Origin of the sequence: Streptomyces sp. NPDC047085, from assembly GCF_040643735.1 — a bacterium.
GTDB lineage: Bacteria > Actinomycetota > Actinomycetes > Streptomycetales > Streptomycetaceae > Streptomyces.
This window is the reverse complement of record NZ_JBEYUW010000017.1, coordinates 1-17,829: the sequence shown is the minus strand read 5'-3', so window position 1 is coordinate 17,829 and position 17,829 is coordinate 1. Positions and strand designations below refer to the sequence as shown.

The 17,829-nt window shown below is 70.0% G+C and carries 19 protein-coding genes; 10 read left to right on the top strand and 9 right to left on the bottom strand.

Annotation, left to right across the window (positions count from 1 at the left end; genetic code table 11):
- Positions 1 to 58: 58 nt before the first annotated feature.
- Both ABZ865_RS37540 and ABZ865_RS37535 read right to left on the bottom strand, forming a co-directional pair.
- Complete coding sequence (locus tag ABZ865_RS37540) at positions 59 to 367, bottom strand: hypothetical protein (RefSeq protein WP_361240483.1); 309 nt, start codon at positions 365 to 367, stop codon at positions 59 to 61.
- A gap of 7 nt (positions 368 to 374) precedes the next feature.
- A complete protein-coding gene (locus ABZ865_RS37535) occupies positions 375 to 1,010 on the bottom strand; it encodes an ATP-dependent Clp protease proteolytic subunit (protein WP_361240481.1) in 636 nt (211 codons plus the stop codon).
- An 86-nt stretch (positions 1,011 to 1,096) separates the two neighbouring features.
- On the opposite strand from ABZ865_RS37535, the gene ABZ865_RS37530 reads away from it, so the two are divergent.
- The 8 genes from ABZ865_RS37530 to ABZ865_RS37495 all read left to right on the top strand — a co-directional run bounded on the left by ABZ865_RS37530 (position 1,097) and on the right by ABZ865_RS37495 (position 8,022).
- Complete coding sequence (locus tag ABZ865_RS37530) at positions 1,097 to 1,375, top strand: type II toxin-antitoxin system Phd/YefM family antitoxin (protein ID WP_361240478.1); 279 nt, start codon at positions 1,097 to 1,099, stop codon at positions 1,373 to 1,375.
- 248 nt (positions 1,376 to 1,623) lie between these two features.
- Entirely contained in the window at positions 1,624 to 1,926 is a 303-nt protein-coding gene (locus tag ABZ865_RS37525; protein WP_093479411.1) for an urease subunit gamma, read from the top strand.
- Positions 1,927 to 1,935: 9 nt separating this feature from the next.
- On the top strand, positions 1,936 to 2,247 hold the full coding sequence (locus ABZ865_RS37520; RefSeq protein ID WP_361240474.1) for an urease subunit beta: 312 nt from the start codon (positions 1,936 to 1,938) through the stop codon (positions 2,245 to 2,247).
- Complete coding sequence (locus ABZ865_RS37515; RefSeq protein WP_361240471.1) at positions 2,240 to 3,961, top strand: urease subunit alpha; 1,722 nt, start codon at positions 2,240 to 2,242, stop codon at positions 3,959 to 3,961. The genes ABZ865_RS37520 and ABZ865_RS37515 overlap by 8 nt, the downstream gene beginning before the upstream one ends.
- A 10-nt stretch (positions 3,962 to 3,971) precedes the next feature.
- Positions 3,972 to 4,646: an urease accessory UreF family protein gene (locus ABZ865_RS37510; protein ID WP_361240469.1), complete on the top strand. Its 675-nt coding sequence runs from the start codon at positions 3,972 to 3,974 to the stop codon at positions 4,644 to 4,646.
- Between the two features lie 166 nt (positions 4,647 to 4,812).
- On the top strand, positions 4,813 to 5,490 hold the full coding sequence (gene ureG / locus ABZ865_RS37505) for an urease accessory protein UreG (protein WP_361240466.1): 678 nt from the start codon (positions 4,813 to 4,815) through the stop codon (positions 5,488 to 5,490).
- A gap of 20 nt (positions 5,491 to 5,510) precedes the next feature.
- The gene (locus tag ABZ865_RS37500) at positions 5,511 to 6,269 is read left to right on the top strand and encodes an urease accessory protein UreD (protein WP_361240864.1); all 759 of its coding nucleotides are present in this window, start codon (positions 5,511 to 5,513) and stop codon (positions 6,267 to 6,269) included.
- Between the two features lie 157 nt (positions 6,270 to 6,426).
- Positions 6,427 to 8,022, top strand: coding sequence for an alpha/beta hydrolase (locus ABZ865_RS37495; protein ID WP_361240463.1), 1,596 nt, complete (start codon positions 6,427 to 6,429; stop codon positions 8,020 to 8,022).
- A 72-nt stretch (positions 8,023 to 8,094) separates the two neighbouring features.
- Here the strand turns inward: ABZ865_RS37495 and ABZ865_RS37490 are convergent, their stop codons facing one another.
- The 5 genes from ABZ865_RS37490 to ABZ865_RS37470 all read right to left on the bottom strand — a co-directional run bounded on the left by ABZ865_RS37490 (position 8,095) and on the right by ABZ865_RS37470 (position 13,078).
- Positions 8,095 to 8,814, bottom strand: a complete 720-nt coding sequence (locus ABZ865_RS37490) for a lysophospholipid acyltransferase family protein (protein ID WP_361240460.1) — start codon at positions 8,812 to 8,814, stop codon at positions 8,095 to 8,097.
- A 116-nt stretch (positions 8,815 to 8,930) separates the two neighbouring features.
- Positions 8,931 to 10,061 carry a catalase family protein gene (locus ABZ865_RS37485; RefSeq protein WP_361240457.1) on the bottom strand — a complete coding sequence of 377 codons (1,131 nt, stop codon included), beginning with the start codon at positions 10,059 to 10,061 and terminating at the stop codon, positions 8,931 to 8,933.
- A 58-nt stretch (positions 10,062 to 10,119) separates the two neighbouring features.
- Entirely contained in the window at positions 10,120 to 11,472 is a 1,353-nt protein-coding gene (locus tag ABZ865_RS37480; RefSeq protein ID WP_361240454.1) for a Dyp-type peroxidase, read from the bottom strand.
- Between the two features lie 122 nt (positions 11,473 to 11,594).
- Complete coding sequence (locus tag ABZ865_RS37475; RefSeq protein WP_361240451.1) at positions 11,595 to 12,248, bottom strand: hypothetical protein; 654 nt, start codon at positions 12,246 to 12,248, stop codon at positions 11,595 to 11,597.
- Between the two features lie 239 nt (positions 12,249 to 12,487).
- Entirely contained in the window at positions 12,488 to 13,078 is a 591-nt protein-coding gene (locus ABZ865_RS37470) for a hypothetical protein (RefSeq protein ID WP_361240448.1), read from the bottom strand.
- A gap of 240 nt (positions 13,079 to 13,318) precedes the next feature.
- Here ABZ865_RS37470 and ABZ865_RS37465 point away from each other — a divergent pair, with 240 nt between their 5' ends.
- Positions 13,319 to 14,098 (top strand): GAP family protein, encoded by a 780-nt coding sequence (locus ABZ865_RS37465; protein WP_361240445.1) that lies wholly within the window; start codon positions 13,319 to 13,321, stop codon positions 14,096 to 14,098.
- Here the strand turns inward: ABZ865_RS37465 and ABZ865_RS37460 are convergent.
- Complete coding sequence (locus ABZ865_RS37460; RefSeq protein ID WP_361240861.1) at positions 14,011 to 14,703, bottom strand: class I SAM-dependent methyltransferase; 693 nt, start codon at positions 14,701 to 14,703, stop codon at positions 14,011 to 14,013. The genes ABZ865_RS37465 and ABZ865_RS37460 overlap by 88 nt on opposite strands.
- A gap of 238 nt (positions 14,704 to 14,941) precedes the next feature.
- Here ABZ865_RS37460 and ABZ865_RS37455 point away from each other — a divergent pair, with 238 nt between their 5' ends.
- The gene (locus tag ABZ865_RS37455; protein WP_361240442.1) at positions 14,942 to 15,664 is read left to right on the top strand and encodes a polysaccharide deacetylase family protein; all 723 of its coding nucleotides are present in this window, start codon (positions 14,942 to 14,944) and stop codon (positions 15,662 to 15,664) included.
- Positions 15,665 to 15,882: 218 nt separating this feature from the next.
- Here ABZ865_RS37455 and ABZ865_RS37450 read toward each other — a convergent pair whose 3' ends face one another.
- Positions 15,883 to 17,454 (bottom strand): cellulose binding domain-containing protein, encoded by a 1,572-nt coding sequence (locus ABZ865_RS37450; protein WP_361240439.1) that lies wholly within the window; start codon positions 17,452 to 17,454, stop codon positions 15,883 to 15,885.
- Positions 17,455 to 17,829: the final 375 nt, after the last annotated feature.

Here is a 17,829-nt window from a genome sequence, read left to right as displayed (position 1 = left end):
CACCGGTCCGGCGGGGCCCTCGACACGAGGGCCCCGCCGGACCGGACGCGCGTCCGCGTCAGCCGACGCAGTCGGGCGGGAGCGCGACGCGCGCGGCCCGGCGCTCACCGTCCAGCACCCGCAACGCCCGTGCCAGCGTGTCCCCGTGCAGCTCCGTCTCGCCCCGCTGGTGCATCAGCGTGAGCGCGTCGCGCAGTTCGGCCGCCTTGCGCACCAGGGCCTGCGCCGCGCGCAGCCCTCGGTAGGTGTCACCGTCCCGGGCGGGGTTGATCCGGCCCAGCAGGTCGACCGCCTCCAGGTAACGGTCGATCAACTCGCCCTCCGCACGCGTCAGCGCGGGCAGCGGCGGGAGTTCCTCCGGCAGCATGGACCGCTCACCTCGCCCCCGGCGCGCCGGGCGCGTCCTTGCGGCTCGCCACGACGCCGTCCACCAGCCCGTACGCCATCGCTCCCGGGGCGTCCAGGACCAGTTCGCGCTCCAGGTCCCGCCGGACCTGCCCGGCGGTGCGCCCGGTGTGCCGGACCAGCATCTCCTCCATCAGCGAGCGCGCCCGGGCCAACTCCTCGGCCTGGATGAGCAGGTCGCTCGGCTGTCCCTGGGCCGGCTCGGGCAACGCGGGCTGTTCGAGCACCACGCGGGCGCCGGGCAGGATGAACCGCTTGCCGGGCGCCCCGGCGGCGAGCAGCACCGCGGCGGTCGAGGCGGTCTGGCCCAGGCCGTAGGTCCCCACGTCGCAACTGACGTACCGCATCGTGTCGTAGACCGCGGTCATCGCGTGGAACGAGCCGCCGGGGCAGTTGAGGTACAGCGTGATGTCCCGGTCCGGGGCCGCGTGTTCGAGCTGCATCAACTGTGTGATCACGTCCGTGGCCGCCGTGTCGTCGAGGGGCGTTCCGAGAAAGACGATCCGGCTCTCGAACAGCTTCGAATACGGATCGAGTGTGCGGTGGCCCGTGTGCGTGCGCTCGGTGAACTCGGGCAGGACGTGACGGGCGGACGGTCGGGTCATGGGCATACCCCTCCTCGCGACAGGGCCTTCGGCGGCCTCGCTTCTGTAAAAAATGTACAGGACGTACGTCACGTTATGATGGGGGCATGGCCTACGAGATTCCGGTGACGCAAGCCAGGGCTGAGCTCGCCGACCTGATCAACCGGGTGGTGTACGGCGGTGAGCGTGTCGTCGTCACACGGCACGGCAAGCCGCTCGTCGCGCTGGTCTCGGCCGCCGACCTGGAGCGGCTCGACGCGCTCGACGCGCCGGCCGAGGAGCCGGTGATCCGCTCGGTCTCCGGGGTCCGCGAGGTCACGCCGGCGACCCAGGAGCGGCAGCGCTTCGGCATCGCGGCGGAGCACCGGGGGCCCGGCGTCTCGTAGTTCGCCGCGTCGTGCGGCCGGTCGTGTAGCCGGTATGGGTGAGCCCATCCCGCGGTCATGTGTTGATCAAGGTCTGGTTAACGTCGCTGAAACTCCGGCGAACTAGCCTGCCGATCCACGCCACCAGGGGTTTTTCTGCCCGAGTTGATCATCGTCGGGCGATTTGCGTGTGTGTTACACCTGTCCCGTCGCGGTGGCTGCGGCAACCGGACCCCGCACGGTCCGGAGCAAGGACTGTGAGGTGGGACGTGCAACTGACCCCGCACGAACAAGAGAGGCTGCTCATCCACGTGGCGGCCGACGTGGCCGAGAAGCGCCGGGCCCGTGGGCTCAGGCTCAACCACCCGGAGGCGGTCGCCCTCATCACGTCGCACATCCTCGAGGGCGCGCGGGACGGCCGCACCGTCGCCGAGCTGATGTCGTCCGGCCGTAAGCTCCTCACCCGGGACGACGTCATGGACGGGGTCCCCGAGATGATCCACGACGTCCAGGTCGAGGCCACCTTCCCCGACGGCACCAAGCTGGTCACCGTCCACGAGCCGATCATCTGAGGGGCCGCGATGATTCCCGGAGAAGTTCTGTTCGCGGACGGCCCGGTCGTCTGCAACGAGGGCCGCGAGGTCACCCGGCTGACCGTGCTCAACGCCGCCGACCGGCCCGTCCAGGTCGGCTCCCACTACCACTTCGCCGAGGCCAACCCCGGCCTGGAGTTCGACCGCGCCGCCGCACGCGGCAAGCGGCTGAACGTAGCCGCCGGCACCGCCGTGCGCTTCGAGCCCGGCATCCCCGTCGACGTCGAACTCGTCCCCCTCGCCGGCGCCCGGATCGTGCCGGGACTGCGCGGCGAGACCGGAGGTGCCCTCGATGCCTGAGATCTCCCGCGCCGCCTACGCCGACCTGTTCGGCCCCACCACCGGCGACCGCATCCGGCTCGCCGACACCGACCTGCTGATCGAGATCGAGGAGGACCGCTCCGGCGGCCCCGGCCGCGCCGGCGACGAGGCGGTCTTCGGCGGCGGCAAGGTCATCCGCGAGTCCATGGGCCAGTCCCGGGCCACCCGCGCCGACGGCACCCCCGACACCGTCATCACCGGCGTCGTCATCGTCGACCACTGGGGCATCGTCAAGGCCGATGTCGGCATCCGCGACGGCCGGATCACCGGCATCGGCAAGGCCGGCAACCCCGACACGATGGACGGGGTGCATCCGGATCTGGTCATCGGCCCGGAGACCGAGGTCATCGCCGGCAACGGACGCATCCTCACCGCCGGCGCGATCGACGCGCACGTCCACTTCATCTGCCCGGGGATCGCCGACGAGGCGCTCGCCTCCGGCATCACCACGCTGGTCGGCGGCGGCACGGGCCCCGCAGAGGGCTCCAAGGCGACCACCGTGACCCCGGGCCCCTGGCATCTCGCCCGGATGTTCGAGGCGATGGAGGCCTACCCCGTCAACGTCGGCTTCCTCGGCAAGGGCAACACCGTCTCCCACGAGGCGATGCTGTCCCAGATCCGCGGCGGCGCCATGGGCCTGAAGCTGCACGAGGACTGGGGCTCCACCCCGGCCGTCATCGACGCGGCGCTCACCGTGGCGGACCGCACCGGCATCCAGGTCGCCATCCACACCGACACCCTGAACGAGGCCGGTTTCGTCGGCGACACCCTCGCCGCGATCGCGGGCCGGGGCATCCACTCGTACCACACCGAGGGCGCCGGCGGCGGGCACGCGCCGGACATCATGACCGTGGTCTCGCAGCCGAACGTGCTGCCCAGCTCCACCAACCCGACCCGGCCGTTCACCGTCAACACCGCCGAGGAACACCTCGACATGCTGATGGTGTGCCACCACCTCAACCCGGCCGTCCCCGAGGACCTGGCCTTCGCCGAGTCCCGGATCCGGCCGTCCACCATCGGCGCGGAGGACATACTCCACGACCTCGGCGCGATCTCGATCATCTCCTCCGACTCCCAGGCGATGGGACGGGTGGGCGAGGTCATCCTGCGCACCTGGCAGACGGCCCATGTGATGAAGGGCCGGCGGGGCGCGCTGCCGGGCGACGGACGCGCCGACAACCGTCGCGTGCGGCGGTACGTCGCCAAGTACACGATCAACCCCGCGCTCGCCCAGGGACTCGCCGCCGAGATCGGCTCCGTCGAGACCGGCAAGCTCGCCGACCTGGTGCTGTGGGAGCCCGCCTTCTTCGGGGTCAAGCCGCTCCTCGTCCTCAAGGGCGGGCAGATCGCCTACGCGCAGATGGGCGACGCCAACGCCTCCATCCCCACCCCGCAGCCGATCCTGCCCCGGCCGATGTATGGCGCGATCGGGCGGGCCCCCGCCGCCAACTCCGTCAACTTCGTGGCCCCGTCGGCGATCGAGGACGGGCTGCCGGAGCGACTCGGGCTCGGCAAGACGTTCGTGGCGATCCGGTCGACGCGGGCGGTCACCAAGGCCGACATGCGCGAGAACGACGCCCGTCCGGACGTGCGGATCGACCCCGACAGCTTCGCCGTGCACATCGACGGCGAGCTGGTCGAGGCGACACCGGCCGCCGAACTGCCCATGGCCCAGCGTTACTTCCTCTTCTGATGGGGTCGTGATGTCACGGGCAGCACTTCTCGTCCTGGCCGACGGCCGCTTCCCCGCCGGAGGGCACGCGCACTCCGGCGGGGCGGAGGCCGCCGTCAAGGCGGGCCGGATCACCTCGGCAGCGAGCCTGGAGGACTTCTGCCGGGGGCGGCTGCACACCGCCGGGCTCGTCGCGGCGGCGCTCGCGGCCGCCGCCGTACTCGGCGCGGACCCACGGGAGTTGGACGCGGCGGCGGACGCCCGGACGCCGTCACCGGCGCTGCGGGGCGCCGCACGCAGGCTCGGCCGGCAGCTGCTGCGGGCGGCACGGGCGAGCTGGCCGTCCGGCGAACTGGACTCCCTGGCACGGGAGTTTCCCAAGGGCGCCCATCAGCCGGTTGTGCTGGGTGTTGCTGCTCGGGCGGCTGGGCTTGCACCCGAGGATGCGGCGCACTGCGCGGTGTACGAGAGCGTGAGCGGGCCGGCGACGGCGACTGTGCGGTTGCTGAGTCTTGATCCGTTCGACGCGACCGGGGTTTTGGCGCGGTTGGCGCCGGAGCTGGATCGCGTTGCGGATTCGGCGGTGGAGGCGGCGCGCAGAGTGTTCGACGAAGGCGTCGACGCCCTGCCGGCCGCGTCGGGGCCCCTGCTGGAGATCGGGGCGGAGTGGCATGCGGGCTGGCCTGTGCGGTTGTTTGCGTCCTAGGGGAGCGCCCCCGCCGCCCCTACCCGTCCCATCCCAGGGGCTCTGCCCCTTCGACCCCGCCAGGGGGCTCTGCCCCCTGGACCCCCGATCGGCCTGAACGGCCTCGTCCTCAAACGCCGGACGGGCTGGATGTCGCCGACCTTGGCAGAAAACTGGAGCTGCTGAAATGCACCTCGACCACTCCCACCACGGCCCCTCCGCCGTCAGCGCCGACGCGCACCGCCCCGACGGCTCGCGCCGCGCCCTGCGCATCGGGCTCGGCGGGCCCGTCGGATCGGGCAAGACCGCCACCGTCGCCGCGCTCTGCCGGGCGCTGCGCGACGAGGTGTCGCTGGCCGTCGTCACCAACGACATCTACACGCGCGAGGACGCGGAGTTCCTGCTCCGGGAGGCCGTGCTGCCGCCCGAGCGGATCACGGCGGTGGAGACCGGCGCCTGCCCGCACACCGCGATCCGTGACGACATCTCCGCCAACCTCGAAGCCGTGGAGGACCTGGAGGACGCGGTCGGGCCGCTGGATCTGATCCTCGTGGAGTCCGGCGGGGACAACCTCACCGCGACCTTCTCCAAGGGGCTGGTGGACGCGCAGATCTTCGTGATCGACGTGGCCGGCGGCGACGACATCCCGCGCAAGGGCGGACCCGGCGTCACCACCGCCGACCTGCTGGTCGTCAACAAGACCGACCTGGCGCCGTACGTCGGCTCCGACCTCGCCCGGATGGCCGCCGACGCGAAGGAACAGCGGGCCGAACTCCCGGTCGTCTTCCAGTCGTTGCGCGCCGAGGCCGGTGTCGTGGACGTGGCCGCGTGGGTGCGGGAGCGGCTCGCCGCGTGGACGGCATGACGGCGACCGGAGGCGCGGGCATGGCCGCGACCGGTGTCCGGGCGCGGGCGCGGATCGTCGCTCGGGCCGACGGGCGCGGCGGTACCGCGCTGCCCGTGTTGGACGGCGACGGGCCGCTCGCGCTGCGCCGGACCCGGGGGAGTGGCGCCGAAGCACGGGTCATGGTCGTCGGTGCGATGAGCGGGCCGCTCGGCGGTGACCGTTTCGCGGTCGAGGCACAGGTGCAGGAGGGCGCCCGGCTGCACGTCGGGTCCGCCGCCGCCACCATCGCCCTGCCGGGGCAGGTCAAGGCCGAGGCGCGGTACGACGTACGGCTCGACGTTGCCGACGGCGCCGAGCTGAACTGGCTGCCCGAGCAGCTGATCTCGGCGTGCGGCAGCGAGCTGTACGTCACCACGCGGGCCGAACTCGGCGCCGGGGCACGGCTGGTGCTGCGCGAGGAGCAGGTGCTCGGGCGGGTCGGGGAGCAACCCGGGCGGCTCACCAGCCGGCTCGCGGTACGGGTTGCGGGCCGGACCGTGCTGGACCAGGAGTTGGCCTGCGGCCCCGGGGCGCCGGGTGGCTGGGACGGGCCCGCCGTGCTCGCCGGACACCGATCGGTCGGTCAACTGGTCGTCGTGCGGCCCGAGTTCGGGGAACGGCAGCCCCCCGCACGCATGCTGGGGGAGTGCGCCGCGCTGGTGCCGCTCGCCGGGCCCGCCGTCCTGGTGAGCGCCGTTGCCCCGGACGCGCTCAGGCTGCGACGGCTGCTGGAGGAGGCGCTGACGCTGCTGTGTTAGCGGCGGCACGGCCGCCCTGATGGCTCTCCGGTCAGCGGGACGTGACCGTCCGTTTATCGGATTGGTAAAGAACGTCTACGAACCCTGTTCTCAGACGGCTCACAGCCGAGAGGATCCCCGCCTGACCATTCGCAGCGATGTACGGGGAGGGGCCCTCTTGAGGGACATCAGACCGAAGAGCCGTCTGCTGGCGCTCAGTTCAGCCGGAGCGCTGGTCACCGCGACTCTGATCGCCGGCGCGGTGTCGGCGCCCGCGGCCAGCGCCGACAGCCGTCACGCGCAGAGCCGCGAGGCCCTGGGCGCCGAGATCGCCGCCGCCCGCGCGGCCAAGGCCGGTATCGACTGGAAGGACTGCCCCGCCGACTGGGGGATCGAGCAGCCCATCCAGTGCGGCTGGGTCTCCGTGCCGCTCGACTACGCCAAGCCGTACGGCAAGCAGATCAAGCTGGCCGTCGACCGTATCGGCAACACGGGAACCAAGGAGGAGCGCCAGGGCGCCCTCGTCTACAACCCGGGCGGTCCCGGTGGCTCCGGTCTGCGCTTCCCGCGCCGGGTGACCACCAAGAACCCGATCTGGGCCAACGTCGCGAAGGCGTACGACTTCGTGGGCTTCGACCCGCGAGGCGTCGGCCACTCGGCGCCCATCTCCTGTATCGACCCGCAGGAGTTCGTCAAGGCGCCCAAGGCCGACCCGGTGCCCGACACCGAGGCCGACAAGACCGCCCAGCGCAAGCTCGCCCGCGAGTACGCGGAGGGCTGCGGCGAGCGCAGCGGCGCGATGCTGCCGTACATGACCACGCCGAACACCGCCCGCGACCTGGACGTCATCCGGGCCGCGCTCGGCGAGAAGAAGCTCAACTACCTGGGCGTCTCCTACGGCACCTACCTCGGCGCCGTCTACGGCACCCTCTTCCCGGGCCACCTGCGCCGGATGATCGTGGACAGCGTCGTCGGCCCGTCCCGCGAGAACATCTGGTACGAGGCCAACCTGAACCAGGACATCGCCTTCGAGGGCCGGTGGAAGGACTGGGAGGACTGGGTCGCCGCCAACGACGCCGCCTTCCACCTCGGCACCACCCGCGACGCCGTCCAGGCCAAGTGGCTCGAGCTGCGCGCCACCGCCAAGAAGAGCCCCATCGGCGGGGTCGTCGGCCCGGCCGAGCTGATCTCCTTCTTCCAGAGCGCCCCGTACTACGACTCCTCGTGGGTGCCGGTCGCCTCGGTGTTCAGCAAGTACGTCGCCGGTGACACCCAGGCGCTGGTCGACGCCGCCGCACCCGACCTGTCGGACACCGCGGGCAACATCTCGGCGGAGAACGGCAACGCGGTCTACACGGCCGTCGAGTGCGCCGACGCCAAGTGGCCCACGAGCTGGAAGAAGTGGGACCGGGACAACACCCGGCTCAACAAGGACTACCCGTTCATGACCTGGGCCAATGCCTGGATGAACCTGCCCTGCGCCACCTGGCCCAGCAAGCAGCGGACGCCGGTCGAGGTCACGACGCACCACGGCCTGCCGCCGGTGCTGATCGTGCAGTCCACGCGGGACGCGGCGACCCCGTACGCGGGCGCCGTCGACCTGCACCGGCGCTTCAAGGGCTCCCGCATGATCACCGAGAAGGACGCGGGCTCCCACGGTGTGACCGGCCTGGTCAACCCGTGCATCAACCAGCGCGTCGACGCCTACCTGCTGAACGGCACGCTGGACACCTCCGACGTGACCTGCACGCCGCACGCCACGCCGAAGCCGTAACCACACCGCTGCCACGGCGACGAGGGGCGGGCCGGAATCTCCGGCCCGCCCCTCCTCATGACTCACGGCCCGTCAACTCAGTGGTGCCCGAGGAAACTTGCGCTCCTTCTTCGCGGCCGCCTGCTCGGCCTTGACGACCGCCGCGTACTGGTCGACGTACTCCTGCTCGGACAGCGTCAGGATCGCGTACATGATCTCGTCGGTGACGGCCCGCAGGACGGCCTTCTCGTGCTCCATGCCGGCGTAGCGGGAGAAGTCGAGCGCCTTGCCGAAGCGGATGACGACCGGATGGATGTGCGGGATGATCTTGCCGGGCGGCTGCGCCTCGAACGTGCCGATCATCGCGCACGGTACGACGGGCACCCCGGCCCTCAGCGCCATCACGGCCACTCCGACCTTGCCCTTGTACAGCCGCCCGTCGTGCGACCGGGTCCCCTCCGGGTAGATGCCGAGCAACTCGCCCTTGCTCAGCACCCCCAGGCCCTCACGGATGGCTGCCTGCCCCGCCTCCTTGCCGGACCGGTCCACCGGGATCTGGCCCGCGCTGCGGAAGAAGAACGCGGTCAGACGGCCCTTGACGCCCGGTCCGGTGAAGTACTCCGCCTTGGCGAGGAACGTGATGCGCCGCTTCAGCATCGCCGGCATGAGGAAGTGGTCGGAGAACGACAGATGGTTCCCGGCGACGATCGCCGGACCCGACGCCGGTACGTTCTCCAGGCCCTCGATCCTGGGCCGGAAGACCAGCCTGAGCAGGGGGCCCAGCAGGACGTACTTGAGCAGGTAGTAGAACAACGGCTCGCCCCTCACTCCACAGGTTCACTGCTGACCAGGCTCGTGGCGAGACGTAATCGCAGCTCCGCTGACGCGTCAACAGGGCGGGAGCGATTGCCGGAGAATGCGCCGAGGCGTCATCGCGCCGGGCCGAGCACCTCGTCGGCGCTGCGGGGCTCTGTGCGCGGCTGCTCGTTGAGCTTGTGACGCGCGATGGAGGAATGCCGGTAGACCTCCTTGCGGGCCCGCATGATGTTGCCCAGGGGGGCGTGCTCCGCGGTGACCCGCCAGGGGGTGAAGGACAGTGAGTCCATCTTCTCCAGGTTCTCCGGGCCGGATATGTCCTGCCGCGGCAGCCGCAGCTTGGCAACGGTGACGGACGGCGAGAGCTTCTCGGGCCACTCCACGGTGAGGTCCTCCACCGGCATGCGTTCCAGGTCGGCGCAGAGCTGGACCTGGATGTCGAAGGCGTAGGGCCGCTCCCGCAGTTCGGCCTCCAGCGCCGGCCGGAAGACCTCTGCCGCGGAGGTCGGGTCGATGGCGCGCCGGACCACCGCGGCGGCGGCGGACGGGTCGGGGGTGAAACGCACCTTGGCCATGTAGTCGCCGTGCCGGACCGCGCCCATCGTCCAGTAGCTCGACAGCAGTATGTTCGCGGGAGGGGTCTTCGACAGGCGCAGGAAGGCCAGGAACTCGTCCCACGCCCAGTTGTCCTGGTCCAGGGTCCCCTTTCCGGTCACGAAATCGGTGTAGAAGCGATGTGCTCCGGGTCGTCCCTGGGCGAAGTAGGCCGGCGCGTCCAGGAACAGTTCCTGGATGAACAGGTAGTGCTCGACCGTGTTGCAGAAGAAGATCGGTCCGTTGATGTTGGCGTAGTCGAAGGTGCCCGTGTCCGGTTCGTCTTCCAACAGGGTCGGACCGGGGATGTCGAACATCTTCAGCGCCAGTCCGGTGGCCGCGCCCAGGCGTGCGTCGGCTCCGGCGTGGGGCGAGCCGTTGGAGAAGCGGATGAGCGCCTCGTGGGTTCCCGGGGTCGCGTAGATCCCCTGGGCGTACTCGGGGAGCAGCCCGTCCAGGATCTCCACCTCCCCCCGGACCAGCCCGTAGCCCTTGGCATGGGCGTCGCGCAGGGCCCGTCCGGTACCGCCGGCCTCGACCGACTCGGCGATGTACTGCTCAGTCTTTCCGATCACCGTCTGCACGTTCTCGTCGAAGTGCGGATCGTCGTTCTCGACGTCCGGTGTGTAGCGGACGAACTGTGCTGCCATGACGTCGACCTCTCTTCCCGGAGACCGTGATCGCACTTCAGGGGCCGGGAATGTGTCCTCAGCCCTCCAGTTCGGAGAGCCAGCGCAAGGCGCGCAGACCCGGCACGAAGCAGTACTCACCGCCTCGGGTGACCACGAAGCTGGGCAGGTTGTGCAGGCGGCGCCGGACCGGCTTCTCCGGGATGGTGACGGTGCCGGTTCCGCCGTGGTGCCCGGCTACCGGGTCCTTCTCGCCGGGGTAGCCGATGAAGTTGCCGTCGTTGATCCATTCGGCCTTGATGAACTCGAACTGCCGCTCCAGGTGGGCTCCGAGGAAGACTCCGACCAGGCCGCGGTCGGCGCCGTCGTCCTCCAGCACGCCCTCGGGCAGCGGCGGGCCGTAGGTGGTGCCGCGGCGGATGAGGCGGTGCATCCGCGCGTCGCCGATGATGGTGGAATCGCGGGGGTTGGCGCGCCGGATGTGCGCACCGGCGGGGCACCGGAACCCCCGGTCGTCGTTCTCCCGGTACAGGAAGTTGTTGACGCGGTGCGGATCGGCCGCCAGTTCCGGATCGTCGTGCTCCGGCGACAGCGCCAGGGGCGCTCCGCTGGGCCAGCGTCCGACGAACTTCGCCGCCAGGAGTGCCTCCTCCTCGGCGCTGGAGGTGTTCGCACGCAGGTAACGGCGCCAGGCCGCCACGTTGGTGTGGGCCTTGCGAACGGCCGCGTAGGTGCCGTTGCGTCCCAGCACCTCGGGTTGCGGCATGGGTGGCAGATTGCCGGTCTCGTCGGGGTAGCCGAGGATGAACTCACCGGCCTTGATGGGGGCTTCCTGCGGGTTGGAGCCGGGCAGCCCGACGCCCTCGATGTTCGGATGGCTGATCCCGTCACGGAATCCGAAGGTGGTGCGCCCGGTCGGGAGCTGGCGGACCTCCTGCTGCCAGATCACCTGGACACCGGGCGTGTCCTCGAACGCGACTCGGACCCGCTCCAACTCCTTGTCCAGTTGCGCCGCGTCGGAGGAGAGGGCGCTCAACGCGATGTGGACCTCGCCCGTTCCGAACGGTGCCTCCCAGTGGTCCGGCGCACTCTCGCCCACGTCGCCGATCAGCTCCGCCCGAGCGGCCATGCCCTCGCGGAACGGCTGCGGGAAGCTGTCCAGCGACTCCTGGGGCACCCCCAGGGCCTTCAGCCCCTCGTAGGTGAAGGCCACGGCAACCCAGGCATCCTGGCTCCGGTCCGTGCTGGGCAGGCCGACCGCGGTCAGCGGGAGCAGCCGCCGCAGCAGGGCACGCCCGGCGGCCCGGTCGTCGACGCGCAGGAAGAGGTACTTTCCCTCGTACGGGACGGGCCGTGGGCGCAGTGCTCCGCTTTGGATGTCATCGATCTCGACGTGTACGGTGCCCGCGCTGCCACTTGCTGTCGTGTCCATGATGCCTTGTGCTCCACATCAGTCCTGGCCTGGGCAGCCCTCGGCGGGCGACCCGCGCCCGCCGACGCGCTCCGTCAGCATCGGGTCGGCTGTGAGTGCCGGTTGCGCCGCTCGCGACCTGCCTAGCTCGAGGCCAACTCCAGCAGGTTCTGGAAGGCCGGTGTGGCCACCAACTGCGCATTGGCCGGGTTCTCCAACGCCGCCCGGAACTCAGGGGTGTCCAGCACCCGTTCGAAGGCCTCGTCCACTTCGTGGTCCTTCCAGATCTGCCGAACGGTCAGATCGGGGTAGGCGCTGAAGAAAGCCCCCGCGGGCGCCTGGTGGGCAAGGAACCACTCCTTCACCCCTGGATCCTTGATGCCGGGGAACCCCTCGGTGTGCGAGAAGACCTCTTCAAAGATCTGCCCGACCACCGTCTTGGCGAAGTCGTCGATGTACGTGTCCCAGGAACCGTCGAAGACACTGGCGAACATGAATCGGGTGCCGTTGTCGAAGATCACGTACCGTGCGTCGTGCAAGGTGCCGATCTCCCGTATCGCCGCACGGTTCCCCGAGTCGGCCGACCTACCTTCGATATCGGCCAGCAACGCACGCAGCGCTTCCGTGTGCCCCGGCTTGATCTTGGCGAATACGGTGAACTCGCTGCAGACCCCTTCCGACGCGCCTGGCCGATCGGGGTGTGCTGACTGGGGTGAACCTGGTGTCGGAGTCATCGTCGGATTCACCTGCCACGGACCGGTGCGAGGGTCACCAAGCGCCTGGACGTGAGCCGCCATCGCCCTCACATGCCAATCCTCACGGAGTGAGCTCCGCCTCGCATCTTCAGCCCCTGGTCGATGCGATCACCCGGGACGGGTTACTTCACCGTCCCCACCAGGGGAGATTACGCTCCGTGTCGGGATTCCGTCACGCTGCTGAGAAGCGGCGCGACCGTTCGGAGTCTCACGTGCCGACCGACCCGCCGACACGGTCCACGGACGGCGGGTCGGCTCTGTGCGTCGGTGGCGTCCGGGCGCTAGGCCGAGGCTTCCTCCATCAGCCTCTGGAAGGCGGGCGTGGCCACCAGTCGCGCGTTGGCCGGGTTTTCCAGCGCCTCGTGGAACTCGGCGGTGTCCAGCACCTCCTGGAACGCGTCGTCCACGCGCTGGTCCTTGTAGATCTGCTGAACGGTCAGATCGGGATAGGCGCTGACGAAGACCCCCGCGGGCGCCTGGTGGGCGATGAACCAGTCCTTCACCCTGGGATCCTTGACGCCGGGGAACCCCACGCTGTGCGAGAAGACCTTGTCGAAGCGTTCCCCGACGACCGTCTGGGCGAAGTCGTCGATGTAGTTGTCCCAGGAGCCGTCGAAGACGCTGGCGAACATGAATCGGGTGTCGTTGTCGAAGATCACGTGCCGTGCGTCATGCAGGGTGCCGATCTGGCGCACCGCCGCATGGACCCTCTCGTCCTCCGCCGCGTCGGCCATCGCGGCGAGATCCTCACGCAACGCATCCGCATGGCCCGGCTTGATCTCGGTGAAGACGGTGAACTCGCTGCAGACCCCATCCGACCTGCCTGGCCGCTCGGGGTGTCCTGACTGAGCTGCACCTGGCTTCGCAGTCATCGTGAAACTCTCCTCCCGCGGATCGGCGCGAGGGGCCAAGCACCCGAACATGAGGCGCCCTTGCCCTCACATGCCAATCCTCACTGCGGACGCAGCACCTCGCATCCTCAGTTCTGCCACGCTCGTGCCCTCGGAAGCTCCTGAGGACAGATCCGATCAGGCGAAGGAAGATGGAAGGCGGGAAGGGCGGGTATGCCGCCGTCGCCACCTCGGGCACACTTCCTCGCAGCCGTGAAGACAATGGCGCAGCTGATCACAGAACAACCCATTGCACGGCACAGACAGGTCGAGTCACCTGCTCCCGCCAAGCCCGCTCCACTGGATCGCCATCCGGAGGCAATCATGGGCGCAGTTCTCGGTGACGTCCTGGGCTTCGCGGCCGCCGTCGCGGTCAGCCCGCTCCCGATCATTGCCATCATCCTCATACTCGCCACGCCCCGAGGGCGTCTCAACGGCGTCCTGTTCACCGTCGGCTGGATCCTGGGGCTCGCGGTGCTGGGCGCGGTGATGCTGGCGATCGCTTCCCCGGCAGGTGCCTCCGCCCACAAGCACCCGGCCACCTGGGTGGGAGCACTCAAGCTCGCCCTGGGCGTGCTCCTCGTCGTCTTCGGCGCCCGGCAATGGCACCGGCGCCCAAGAGATCCCTCGCAGGCCCAACTGCCGAAGTGGATGAGCGCGATCGACCGCCTCACACCCCTCAAGGTCTTCGCACTCGGAGTCGGCCTGGCCGCGCTCAACGCCAAGAACGCTCCGCTGACCATCGCCGCGGGCGCCGCGATCGGCTCGGCAGGACTGCCGGTCGGGCAGCAGATCGCATCGCTGGCGATCTTCGTCGTGATCGCCACCCTCGGCCTGCTGGCCCCCCTGGCAGTCTTTCTCCTCGGGGGAGAGCGAGCCAAGACCACGCTCGGCAACTGGAAAGACTGGGCAGCTCAGCACAATGTCGCTGTGATGGCCGTCCTGTTCTTCGTCCTCGGCGTGAAACTGCTCGGAGACGGCATCTCCATCCTGACCTCCTGACGGGCTTGGCCAGGCATTGCGGGAGAGGTCTGGGCCGGGCGTTGTTGACGAAGCCGACGTCGTCGGCCTGGACGCGCAGAGTCAGTGCGTCCGGTTCGGCTTCGAGTTTCCACTCGCATTCGGAGAAGCGGACGGTTCCGTGGGTGTCGGACCACTCGACGTGGCGCACGGCCGGCATCTGGCCACCGCCATGGCCGGCCGGTGTCTGATGTGAAGCAGAGCATGTAGTAGCGGCTGCCCGACCGCACCGCGGAGCGCAGGCTGTCGGCGAAGGCAGCGCGGTCTTCGTCGCTGAAGATGTGGAACAGCCCGCAGTCGAGCACGGTGTCGAACAGCTCCCCGAGCTCACCCAGCCTGCGGGCATCGTGGTGGAGGAAGCGGGCCGTGAGGCCCCGCTCGTGCGCCTTGTTCTCCGCGGCCCGAAGGGCCCGGGAGGCGAGATCGACGCCGGTGGCGTCCAGCCCCCGTGCGGCGCACATCAGCACGTGTTCACCGGTTCCGCACTCGACGTCCAGCACCCGGCCCCGCACGAACCCCGCCTCGGCGAGCGCGAGGAACGCCGGCTGAGGTCGGCCGATGTCCCACGGTGGTGGGCTGGTGTACATGTCGTCGGGACGCGCCCACGGCGTGCCGGAACCGGCATGGGAGTATGCCGGCGGCGATGTCCCTTCGGCAGCTGCCCCACTCGACACGACCGCCACTGAACACGCGCGCGGATGAACCCGAGGATCGGAAAAGCCGTCAATCAGCACGTCGGCAATCACCTGATCGAGGGAAAGGGCTCCCGTGCCCCGGTACACGCGAAGACTACGGTCGCGCATACTCATCGCTCTGGCCACAGCCGTGGCCGTCGTCGTGGCCGTCGCGGTCACCATTGCTCTGACGGTCACGACGTACGAGCACACGTCGCCGCGCGCCGCCCGGGACAAGGCGTCGGGATCGGTGGCCGGACCCGTCGACTGCCGTAAGGCGAAGTGCGTGGCCCTCACCTTCGACGGTGGCCCGAGTCCGACGACCCCCAAACTGCTGGACATCCTGAAACGGGAGCATCTGCACGCGACCTTCTTCGTTCAGGGCGAGGGCCACATCGGGAAGTACCCCGAGATCCTCCGTCGCATCGCGGACGAGGGACACGAAATCGGCAACCACACCTGGAACCACAAGGTCCTGACCGAGATCGACACGGACGACGCCCGTCAGGAACTGACCCGCACGCAGAACGCCATCGAGAGGATCACGGGCACCAAGCCCATCCTGATGCGTCCGCCGCAGGGCCGCACCAACCGCAAGGTGGCCAAGGTCTGCGAGGAGTTGGGTCTGGCGCAGGTGCTGTGGAGCGTCACGGCCAAGGACTACGAGACGACCGACTCGGCCCTGATCACCAAGCGGGTGCTCGACCAGACCGACCGCGACGGCATCATCCTGCTGCACGACCTGCACAAGGGCACCGTGCCCGCCGTCCCGGGGATCCTCAAGGCTCTCAAGCAGCGCGGCTACACGATCGTCACGGTGTCGCAGCTCCTCGCCCCGGCGAAGCCCCAGCCGGGGATGGTCTACCGGCCCTAGGAGTGGATGCGGGTGCTCAGGGGGTGACGCAGCCGGTCCTCGGCCGTGCGGGGGGTGGGGCGGAACCGGTGCGGTCACGCGACCGCGAGAGGGAATCGGCGCCGGCGCTCGGCCGGGCGATGACGGCGGCCGTCGTGGAAGAACTGGACGTCGGCCGGCTCGCCGGGCCACCGGGTCGTGGCTCGGGCGAGCGGCCGCAGGCGTGTGCCGAGGGTGCGTCAGCCCGTGTACGCCGCGAAGATCTTCGCGAACTCGTAGGGCGACTGCGGCACGTTCGTGCACTGGTACAGGGCCCCGGTGCAGGCGTTACGGTCCCGGGTCGCCTCCCAGAAGGCCAGCTCCCCGAGGTGCTTGCCCTGCGCGAAGGAGACCAGCTGGCGGGCGTCGGTCTGGTCGTAGACATGGCCGTCGTCGTTCTGGCCGAGCATCGGCGTCACACCGGTCATCGCCCAGAGCTGGGCGTCCGACTTGGCGGGGTACAGCGACCGCAGCTGGGTGAAGGTGGACTGCGCGGCCTGGAGGGCGGCGTCGCCGTAGTCGACGCTCCGGTAGTAGTCCATGGCCATGATGTTCACGAGGTCGAGGTCGACCCCGGCGTCCCGCGCCGTCTTGACCACGTTCAGGCCGTCCGAGGTCAGGCCCTCCGGGAGCACGGGGAGCGTGAGGGAGATCCGCAGCCCGGGGTGGGCCTGCTGCAGACGGGCCAGGGCCTGGGAACGGCGGCTGATCGACGCCGCGTCGGCGACGGCCGCGCCCTCGATGTCGAAGTCGACGTACGTCAGGCCGTACGCGTTCACGACCGCGTCGTACTCGGCGTACAGGGAGTCCACCGAGCCGCAGGCCTGGGCCAGTTCGATGCCGGAGGCGCCGCCGAAGGAGACCTTCACGTCACCGCCGTTCGCCCGGATCGCGTCGATCTGGTCCTTGGCCCAGCCGTCGCGCGGGTCATAGGCGTTGAACCACATGGCCTTGCAGCCGGAGGCGGTGATGAACGCCATGGTGTAGCTCTTGACCCCGCTCGCCGAGGCCATGGCGGGCATGCTCGGGGTGGGCCACGCGCCCATGTCGATGTACGGAGCGGTGTGCACGCCGCCACCCGGCTGGGTGCCTCCGGAGGAGGTCGTGCCGCTGACCGCCGCGCTGTACGCGGAGACGTTGCCCGCGGCGTCCCGGGCCCGCACGCGGAACGAGTAACTCGTGCCCGCCTGCAGCCCGGTGACGGTGTACGAGGTTCCGGTCACCGTGACGGGTGTGCCGCCGTCGCGTGAGACGTCGTAGCCGGCGACGGATCCGGAGTCGTCCGTGGCGGCCGTCCACCGCACCGTCAGCGACGAGCTGGACGCGGAGCCCACGCTCACCCCGCCGGGCACGCTGGGCGGGGTCGTGTCGCCGCCGCCCGAACCGCCCGTGCAGGGCGCGCCGTTGAGCCGGCAGCCGGCCGGCGTGCCGGTGCCGCTCGACACCCACCCGAAGCTGGTGCTCGCACCGGGCGCCAACGAGCCGTTGTACTCACGGTTCTTGAAGGTGTAGTGGTCGCCGCTCCGGGTGAGCAGCGCGTCCCAGTACGAGCCGACCGTGGTGCCGGAGGGCAGGTCGAACTCGACGGTCCAGGCGGACACGGTCGTAGTGCCGCCGTTGGTGATGGTGTAGGCGCCCTGGTAACCGCCGTCCCAGGTCGAGGTCTTGGCGAAGGACGCCGTTGCCGAGCCCGCGGCGAGTGCGGGCGGTGGGGTCAGGAGCAGGAGCAGTGCGCCGAGGAACAGGGCGACGAGTGCCGATGGTCTTCGCATCGCTGCCTCCACTGGGGAGTCGGGCGCCGGGCCGGCGCGCGAGGCCGCACAGGATTGGTCCATACCAAAGGGATGGCATGTACATATCCACTGGCTGGGCTTCGCGTCAAGTGCGCGCACACAAGGCCGTGCTCACGGCCGGGGCCACTCTGGCAGGGGCGTCGGGCTCTCCCACTCGGTCAGCTCCCGCGCATGCCGAAGCGGGGTCCGGCGCTGTGCGTCCGGACCCCGCCCGTCTTCGGCTCGCCGCCGTCTCTAGGGCCTGTCTTCCGGATCTTGTCGGGGTCGCGGGGTCTGGCACGCACATCTGCGGCGTTGTCGTCGGTCGCCGACGCTCCGCGTCGACTCCCTCCTCCGCCTTGCAGCTGCACGCAC